The following is a 263-nucleotide window of genomic DNA, read 5'->3' on the forward strand; positions in this document are numbered from 1 at the left end:
GGTTCAACCGTCACGTTAGTGCTGACTGATGCCAACGGCACCCAAGTCACGGTGCCAAATGTCACCGTCGATGCCAACGGCAACTACAGCATTGCTGGTGTCGATGTTTCCACATTAGTTGATGGCGACATCACCGTGTCTGCCACCGCGTTAGACAATAACGGCAACTCCGTTAACGACACCGATGTCGATAATCTGGACGCGACCGCCGGTAACATCACTGTCGATCTAGTCTTAAATGACAGCGGCGCCACCGCCGACAT

1 protein-coding gene is annotated in these 263 nt (G+C 54.0%); it reads left to right on the top strand.

The window, feature by feature from the left end:
- Positions 1–263, top strand: a 263-nt coding sequence (locus AAEY99_RS21490; protein ID WP_351011988.1) for a hypothetical protein, incomplete at both ends; no start/stop codon positions are given.

It is taken from the genome of Shewanella sp. S1-58-MNA-CIBAN-0166 (genome assembly GCF_040310085.1).
Lineage (GTDB): Bacteria > Pseudomonadota > Gammaproteobacteria > Enterobacterales > Shewanellaceae > Shewanella.